The sequence below is a fragment of the Fulvivirga aurantia genome, assembly GCF_009711475.1.
Taxonomy (GTDB): domain Bacteria; phylum Bacteroidota; class Bacteroidia; order Cytophagales; family Cyclobacteriaceae; genus Fulvivirga; species Fulvivirga aurantia.
Genome location: NZ_SMMD01000877.1, coordinates 1 through 6,733 on the forward strand (window position 1 = coordinate 1; position 6,733 = coordinate 6,733).

Below are 6,733 nucleotides of genomic sequence, written 5' to 3' on the forward strand. Positions count from 1 at the left end.
AGAAGCTGGTCCTTGCGTTATTACGCAAGTAAAAAATGAGGAGACGGACGGATACACTGCCGTTCAGTTAGGTTACGGAGAGCGTAAAGAGAAAAACACTCCTAAGGCTTTGCTAGGGCATTTCAAAAAAGCGCAGACTACCCCTAAGAAAGAGCTTGTTGAATTTAGAGACTTCAGAGTTGAGTTTGAAGGCGGTGTTCAATTAGGTCAGGAAGTGAAAGTGTCTGATGTATTTGTTGAAGGTGACTTCGTAGATGCAATCGGAACTTCAAAAGGTAAAGGTTTCCAGGGTGTTGTTAAAAGACACGGATTTGGTGGTGTTGGACAAAGAACTCACGGTCAGCACAACAGAGAGAGAGCGCCTGGATCAATTGGTGGTGCGTCATTTCCTGCAAGAGTATTCAAAGGAATGAGAATGGCAGGACGTACTGGTGGTAATAGAGTTACCATGGTAAACCTGAAAGTAATGAAAATAATCCCTGAGCAAAACCTCATTTTAGTGAGTGGTTCTGTGCCAGGAGCTAACAATTCAACTGTAATTCTCGAGAAATAATGAACGTTTCAGTAGTAAAACATAGCGGAGAAGATACCGGAAGAAAAGTAACTCTTTCGAAAGAGATATTTGGAATCGATCCAAGTGATCACGCCATTTATTTAGATGTGAAACAATTCTTGGCCAATCAGAGACAAGGTACTCACAAGTCTAAAGAAAGAGCAGAAATCGCAGGATCTACTAAAAAGATCAAAAAGCAAAAAGGTACAGGTACTGCCAGAGCTGGTAGTATTAAGTCGCCAATCTTTAGAGGTGGTGGACGTGTATTTGGTCCAAGACCAAGAAACTATTCTTTCAAGCTTAACAAGAAGTTGAAAGAGTTAGCTAGAAAATCTGCCCTTTCTTACAAGGCTAAAGATAAAAGTATAGCAATAGTTGAAGATTTTGCTTTTGAGGCTCCAAAAACTAAGGAGTATTTAAAAATGTTATCTGCCCTTTCTTTGGCAGACAAGAAGACATTATTGGTTTTATCTGAAGGAAATAAGAATGTAGTTCTTTCAGGTAGAAATATTAAGAACACAAAAGTGGTTACAGCAGATTTGCTTACTACTTACGATGTGTTAAATGCTGATAACCTCATATTGAGCGAAGGTTCAATAGAGAAGATTGATAACTTATTGAAGAAATAAAAATGAGCGTTTTAATAAAGCCATTGGTTACAGAAAAAGTTTCTGCTTTAAACGAAAAAGGAAAGTATGGTTTCGTAGTAAACCGCAAAGCCAATAAAGTAGAGATTAAAAGGGCTGTAGAAAATATGTACGGAGTAACTGTAGAGAGCGTAAATACCATGGTTTACCTTGGTAAGTCAAAATCTCGCTACACAAAATCTAGCGTTATTTCGGGAAGAACTCCTTCATTCAAGAAAGCTATTGTAACCGTAGCAGATGGTGATGTAATTGATTTTTACAGCGAAATTTAATTTTAGAAAGAGATGGCAGTTAAAAAATTAAGACCAATTACACCAGGCCAGAGGTATAGAATGGCTCCTGATTTCGTAGAAATTACGAAATCTACGCCAGAGAAATCTTTGGTAAAGATTAAAAAGCGTAGCGGTGGTAGAAACAACACCGGTAAAATGACAATGCGCTACCTTGGTGGAGGTCACAAGAAAAAGTCTCGTATTATAGACTTTAAAAGAAATAAATTTGACGTTCCGGCAACGGTAAAAGCAATTGAGTACGATCCAACAAGATCGGCACGTATTGCTCTACTTTATTATGCTGATGGCGCTAAGTCATACATCTTAGCTCCACAGGGATTAACAGTGGGTACCACTATCGTTTCTGGAGAAGATGTAGCACCTGAAGTAGGTAATGCTTTACCTCTTTCTAAAATTCCTTTGGGTACTATCCTTCATAACATCGAAATCAAGCCTGGTAAAGGTGGTGCGATGGCTAGAAGTGCAGGAGCTTACGTTCAGCTTTTAGCAAGAGAAGGTAAGTATGTAACACTTAAAATGCCTTCTGGTGAGGTAAGAAAAGTGTTAGCAACTTGTATGGCTACTGTAGGATCTGTTTCTAATGCTGAGCACATGAATGTTGTGTTAGGTAAAGCAGGTAGAAAAAGATGGTTGGGAAGAAGACCAAGAACAAGAGGTGTGGCTATGAACCCTGTTGATCACCCAATGGGTGGTGGTGAAGGTAAGTCTTCTGGAGGACACCCAAGATCAAGAACAGGTCTTTATACCAAGGGTAAGAAAACCAGAACGCCTAAAAAATATTCTAACAACCTAATCATTAGTAGAGGGAAAAAATAATGGCAAGATCACTTAAAAAAGGACCTTACATAGATTTCAGGCTCGAAAAGAAAGTCGATGCTCAGAATGACTCAGGTAAGAAATCAGTAATAAAAACTTGGTCAAGAAGATCAATGATCTCTCCTGACTTTGTTGGACATACATTCGCTGTGCATAACGGCAATAAGTTCATCCCTGTATATGTTACAGAAAACATGGTAGGGCATAAGTTTGGTGAATTTGCACCAACAAGAAATTTCAGAGGTCACATCGGTAAAAAAGATAAAGGCAAAAGATAATGGAGGCAGTAGCTAAACTAAATAATGTGCCTACCTCTCCTAGAAAAATGAGACTGGTAGCAGATCTTATCAGAGGAGAGAGAGTAAACAAGGCATTAAACATACTTAAGTTTGAGCCAAAGCAAGGAGCTGCAAGGTTAGAGAAGCTGTTGTTGTCAGCCATATCTAACTGGCAACAAGGCAACGAAGAAGTTGATCTTGAAGATGCAGACCTTTATATCAAGGAGATTTATGTCGATAGCGGTAAAATGCTTAAAAGACTTAGACCTGCTCCGCAGGGTAGAGCTCACAGGATCAGAAAAAGATCTAACCACGTAACATTGGTATTAGATACACTAGCTCCTGTTGAGGCGGCTGTAGAAGAAGCGCCTAAAAAAGAGGCTCCTAAGAAAACTAAGAAAGACAAAAAAGAAGATAAGAAATAATGGGACAGAAAGTTAACCCTATAGCTTTAAGACTTGGCATCGTAAGAGGATGGGATTCTGCATGGTATGGTGGAAACGACTTCTCAGATAAACTTGTAGAAGACCACAACATCAGAAACTACATCGAAGCTCGTCTTCCAAAAGGTGGAATCTCAAAAGTAATTATTGAGAGAACTCTTAAAAGAATTACACTTACAGTACACACAGCCAGACCAGGAGTGGTAATTGGTAAAGGTGGATCTGAGGTAGATAAAATTAAGGAAGAGCTTAAGAAGCTTACAGGTAAAGATGTTCAGATAAATATTTTTGAAATCAAAAGACCTGAACTTGATGCAAAGTTAGTTGGTGATTCAATCGCTCAGCAGTTAAAAGCTCGTATTTCTTATAGAAGAGCAATGAAGCAGGCTATCGCCTCAGCAATGAGAGTTGGAGCCCAAGGTATCAAAATCAAAGTTTCTGGCCGATTAGGTGGAGCTGAGATGGCACGTACCGAGCAATATAAGGAGGGTAGAATTCCATTGCACACACTTAGAGCAGACATCGATTACGCTATCTGTGAATCAAACACAGTGTATGGTAAAATCGGTATCAAAGTGTGGATTTTCAAAGGAGAGGTTTACGGTAAAAGAGATCTTTCTCCAAATGTAGGAGCATCTAATTCTGGTGGTGGAAGCAACCGTGGTGGTGGCAGAAAAAGACCAGATGGCCCTAAAAGAAGAAGAAAATAAGAAATAAAGTATGTAACGGCAGCGTAAGAGCTGCTTACTTAAAGATATAGAGATATGTTACAGCCGAAAAGAACCAAGTTCAGGAAAAAACAAAAAGGCAGAATAAAAGGCCTTGCCCAAAGAGGGCATAGAATAGCTTTTGGAGCTTTTGGTATCAAAGCATTGGAGCCAGGATGGATCACTTCCAGACAAATAGAGGCAGCAAGGATTGCGATGACCAGAGCGATGAAAAGAGAAGGTCAGGTTTGGATACGAATCTTCCCTGACAAACCGGTAACAAAGAAGCCTGCCGAAGTAAGGATGGGTAAAGGTAAAGGTGCTCCAGAATATTGGGTAGCTGTTGTTAGGCCTGGTACTATTCTTTTCGAAGCTGGTGGAGTAAAGAAGGAATTAGCACAAGAAGCACTTAGATTGGCTCAGCAAAAACTTCCTATTAAAACAAAATTTTCAGTACGTAGAGATTACGTTGAATCATAATAGCAATGAAAAATTCTGAAATAGTAGCACTAAGCCTAGAAGAGCTTAAGCAAAAATTGGCCAGTGAGCAAGAAGCTTACAGAAAAATGAAGTTTGCTCATGAGATTTCTCCAATCGAAAATCCTATGAAGATTAGAGATACAAGAAAGCTGATAGCCAGATTACAAACCGAGTTAAGAGCTAAAGAACTTGCTAAATAATATTTAAATGGAGTCAAGAAATTTAAGAAAAGAACGAGTAGGGCAAGTTGTAAGCAACAAGATGCAAAAGTCTATCACAGTTGCTGTACAGCGTAAAGAGAAACACCCTATGTATGGAAAGTTTGTGAACAAAACTTCCAAGTTTACGGCTCATGATGAAAAGAACGAGTGTGGTATCGGTGATACAGTAAAAATCGCTGAAACTCGTCCTTTGAGTAAAAATAAGAGATGGAGATTAGTTGAAATCATAGAAAAGGCTAAATAACAATGATACAGCAAGAGTCGAGATTAAACGTAGCAGATAACAGCGGTGCCAAAGAAGTACTTTGCATACGCGTTTTAGGAGGTACAGGTAAAAAGTATGCTTCCATTGGTGACAAGATTGTTGTATCAGTGAAGTCGGCTTTATCATCTAGTAGCCTTAAGAAGGGTACAGTTTCAAAAGCTGTAGTCGTAAGAACTAAAAAAGAGATCCGTAGAAAAGATGGATCATACATTAGGTTTGAAGATAATGCGGCAGTATTGCTTACAGCTCAAGACGAGCCAAGAGGTACTCGTATCTTTGGGCCTGTGGCTAGAGAGTTGCGCGAAAAGCAATTCATGAGAATCGTTTCATTAGCCCCTGAAGTATTATAATCATGGAGAGAAAAAAGAACAAGCAACCTAAGCTTCATATTAGAAAAGGAGATACTGTAAAAGTAATCGCTGGTAACTCAAGAGGTAAAACCGGTGTAGTACTAGAAGTATTAACTGCTAAAAATAGAGCATTTGTTGAAGGCGTAAACGTTGTTACAAAACATGTTAAACCTTCTGCTACGAAGCCCGAAGGTGGAATTGAGAAAACAGAAGCTTCAATTCACTTGAGTAATCTTATGCTTGTAGACCCTGCCTCAGGAGACGCTACAAGAACAGGAAGAAAGCTCGATGATAATAGCAAGCTTCAGAGATATTCTAAGAAAACTGGAGAAATTATAAAAAATGGCTAATCCAAGATTAAAAGATAAATACAAAGAGGAGATAGTTCCTGCGCTTAAGGATAAGTTCCAATATAGCTCTGTTATGCAGGTACCTAAGGTAACTAAGGTATGTATCAACAAAGGTATTGGTGCTGCAGTAGCAGACAAAAAACTTATTGATGTAGGACTCGAAGAGCTTACAGCTATCTCTGGTCAGCAGGCTGTTGCCACCAAAGCAAAGAAATCAATCTCAAACTTTAAGTTAAGAGATGGAATGCCAATTGGTGCAAGAGTTACACTTAGAGGTAATAAGATGTATGAGTTTATGGATAGACTTATGTCAATCGCATTACCACGTGTAAGAGACTTTCAAGGAATAAATGATAAAGGTTTTGACGGAAGAGGTAATTATACCTTAGGTGTTAAAGAGCAAATCATTTTCCCTGAGATTAGTATCGACAAAGTAAATAAGATCAGTGGTATGGACATTACTTTTGTAACTACTGCTGAAACTGACGAAGAAAGTTATGAGTTGTTGAAAGCATTCGGAATGCCTTTCGCAAACAAAAACTAAAATATTATGGCAAGAAAAGCTGTTATAGCAAGAGAAAAAAAGAGAGAAAAATTAGTAGCTAAATATGCTGCTAAGAGAAAGGCACTTAAAGAGGCTGGAGACTACGAAGGTCTTGATAAGTTACCTAGAAACGCTTCACCGGTTAGATTGCACAATCGTTGCAAGCTTACAGGAAGACCAAAAGGTTACATGAGAAAATTCGGAATTTCAAGGGTAACTTTCAGAGAAATGGCTTCTGACGGCAAGATACCAGGCGTTACTAAGGCAAGCTGGTAAAAAGTTTCTCTTTTATTTTTAATCAAGATAAAGTTATGTATCTTTGCAGGCCCGTTTAGTACGGGTTTGCAATTTTACTTTAGAAAAGAAAAAAATGACAGATCCAATAGCAGATTATTTAACCCGTTTGAGGAACGCGCTTAAGGCTAACCACCGAGTGGTGGATATCCCTGCTTCTAACCTTAAAAAGGAGATGACGAAGGTACTTCATGATAAGGGGTATATTCTGAACTACAAGTTTGAGGATACTGAAAACAATCAAGGAAATATAAAGATTGCTTTGAAGTATAACGAAGACACTAAAAAGCCTGCGGTATTAAACTTAGAGAGGGTAAGTAAGCCTGGTCTAAGAAAGTACGTACAAGCTGAGTCTTTACCAAGAGTATTAAACGGACTTGGAGTAGCAATTTTATCTACATCTAAAGGTGTTGTCACGGACAAAGAAGCTCGTGAAATGCACATCGGTGGAGAGGTATTGTGTTACGTATATTAATAACGATTTATAAATAA

15 protein-coding genes are annotated in these 6,733 nt (G+C 38.7%); all 15 read left to right on the forward strand.

What is annotated here, in order from left to right:
- On the forward strand, nt 1-553 hold a 553-nt coding region (rplC, locus tag E1176_RS14245), incomplete at its 5' end, for a 50S ribosomal protein L3 (protein ID WP_155211305.1).
- The gene (rplD, locus tag E1176_RS14250) at nt 553-1,182 is read left to right on the forward strand and encodes a 50S ribosomal protein L4 (RefSeq protein ID WP_155211306.1); all 630 of its coding nucleotides are present in this window, start codon (nt 553-555) and stop codon (nt 1,180-1,182) included. The genes rplC and rplD, both read left to right, overlap by 1 nt.
- 2 nt (nt 1,183-1,184) lie before the next feature.
- Entirely contained in the window at nt 1,185-1,472 is a 288-nt protein-coding gene (gene rplW, locus E1176_RS14255; protein ID WP_155211307.1) for a 50S ribosomal protein L23, read from the forward strand.
- A gap of 12 nt (nt 1,473-1,484) precedes the next feature.
- Nucleotides 1,485-2,309: a 50S ribosomal protein L2 gene (rplB, locus tag E1176_RS14260; protein WP_155211308.1), complete on the forward strand. Its 825-nt coding sequence runs from the start codon at nt 1,485-1,487 to the stop codon at nt 2,307-2,309.
- Nucleotides 2,309-2,587 carry a 30S ribosomal protein S19 gene (gene rpsS / locus E1176_RS14265; protein ID WP_155211309.1) on the forward strand — a complete coding sequence of 93 codons (279 nt, stop codon included), beginning with the start codon at nt 2,309-2,311 and terminating at the stop codon, nt 2,585-2,587. Before rplB ends, rpsS begins: the two co-directional genes overlap by 1 nt.
- Nucleotides 2,587-3,012 (forward strand): 50S ribosomal protein L22, encoded by a 426-nt coding sequence (gene rplV / locus E1176_RS14270; protein ID WP_155211310.1) that lies wholly within the window; start codon nt 2,587-2,589, stop codon nt 3,010-3,012. The genes rpsS and rplV overlap by 1 nt, the downstream gene beginning before the upstream one ends.
- Nucleotides 3,012-3,740, forward strand: a complete 729-nt coding sequence (gene rpsC, locus E1176_RS14275) for a 30S ribosomal protein S3 (protein WP_155211311.1) — start codon at nt 3,012-3,014, stop codon at nt 3,738-3,740. Before rplV ends, rpsC begins: the two co-directional genes overlap by 1 nt.
- Nucleotides 3,741-3,794: 54 nt before the next feature.
- The gene (gene rplP / locus E1176_RS14280; RefSeq protein ID WP_155211312.1) at nt 3,795-4,217 is read left to right on the forward strand and encodes a 50S ribosomal protein L16; all 423 of its coding nucleotides are present in this window, start codon (nt 3,795-3,797) and stop codon (nt 4,215-4,217) included.
- Between the two features lie 5 nt (nt 4,218-4,222).
- Complete coding sequence (rpmC, locus tag E1176_RS14285) at nt 4,223-4,417, forward strand: 50S ribosomal protein L29 (protein WP_155211313.1); 195 nt, start codon at nt 4,223-4,225, stop codon at nt 4,415-4,417.
- Nucleotides 4,418-4,424: 7 nt separating this feature from the next.
- On the forward strand, nt 4,425-4,682 hold the full coding sequence (gene rpsQ, locus E1176_RS14290) for a 30S ribosomal protein S17 (protein ID WP_155211314.1): 258 nt from the start codon (nt 4,425-4,427) through the stop codon (nt 4,680-4,682).
- A 2-nt stretch (nt 4,683-4,684) separates the two neighbouring features.
- The gene (gene rplN, locus E1176_RS14295) at nt 4,685-5,053 is read left to right on the forward strand and encodes a 50S ribosomal protein L14 (protein ID WP_155211315.1); all 369 of its coding nucleotides are present in this window, start codon (nt 4,685-4,687) and stop codon (nt 5,051-5,053) included.
- Nucleotides 5,054-5,055: 2 nt separating this feature from the next.
- Complete coding sequence (gene rplX / locus E1176_RS14300; RefSeq protein WP_155211316.1) at nt 5,056-5,403, forward strand: 50S ribosomal protein L24; 348 nt, start codon at nt 5,056-5,058, stop codon at nt 5,401-5,403.
- A complete protein-coding gene (rplE, locus tag E1176_RS14305; protein WP_155211317.1) occupies nt 5,396-5,947 on the forward strand; it encodes a 50S ribosomal protein L5 in 552 nt (183 codons plus the stop codon). The genes rplX and rplE overlap by 8 nt, the downstream gene beginning before the upstream one ends.
- 6 nt (nt 5,948-5,953) lie before the next feature.
- Entirely contained in the window at nt 5,954-6,223 is a 270-nt protein-coding gene (gene rpsN, locus E1176_RS14310; RefSeq protein ID WP_155211318.1) for a 30S ribosomal protein S14, read from the forward strand.
- Between the two features lie 94 nt (nt 6,224-6,317).
- Complete coding sequence (rpsH, locus tag E1176_RS14315) at nt 6,318-6,716, forward strand: 30S ribosomal protein S8 (protein WP_155211319.1); 399 nt, start codon at nt 6,318-6,320, stop codon at nt 6,714-6,716.
- Nucleotides 6,717-6,733: the final 17 nt, after the last annotated feature.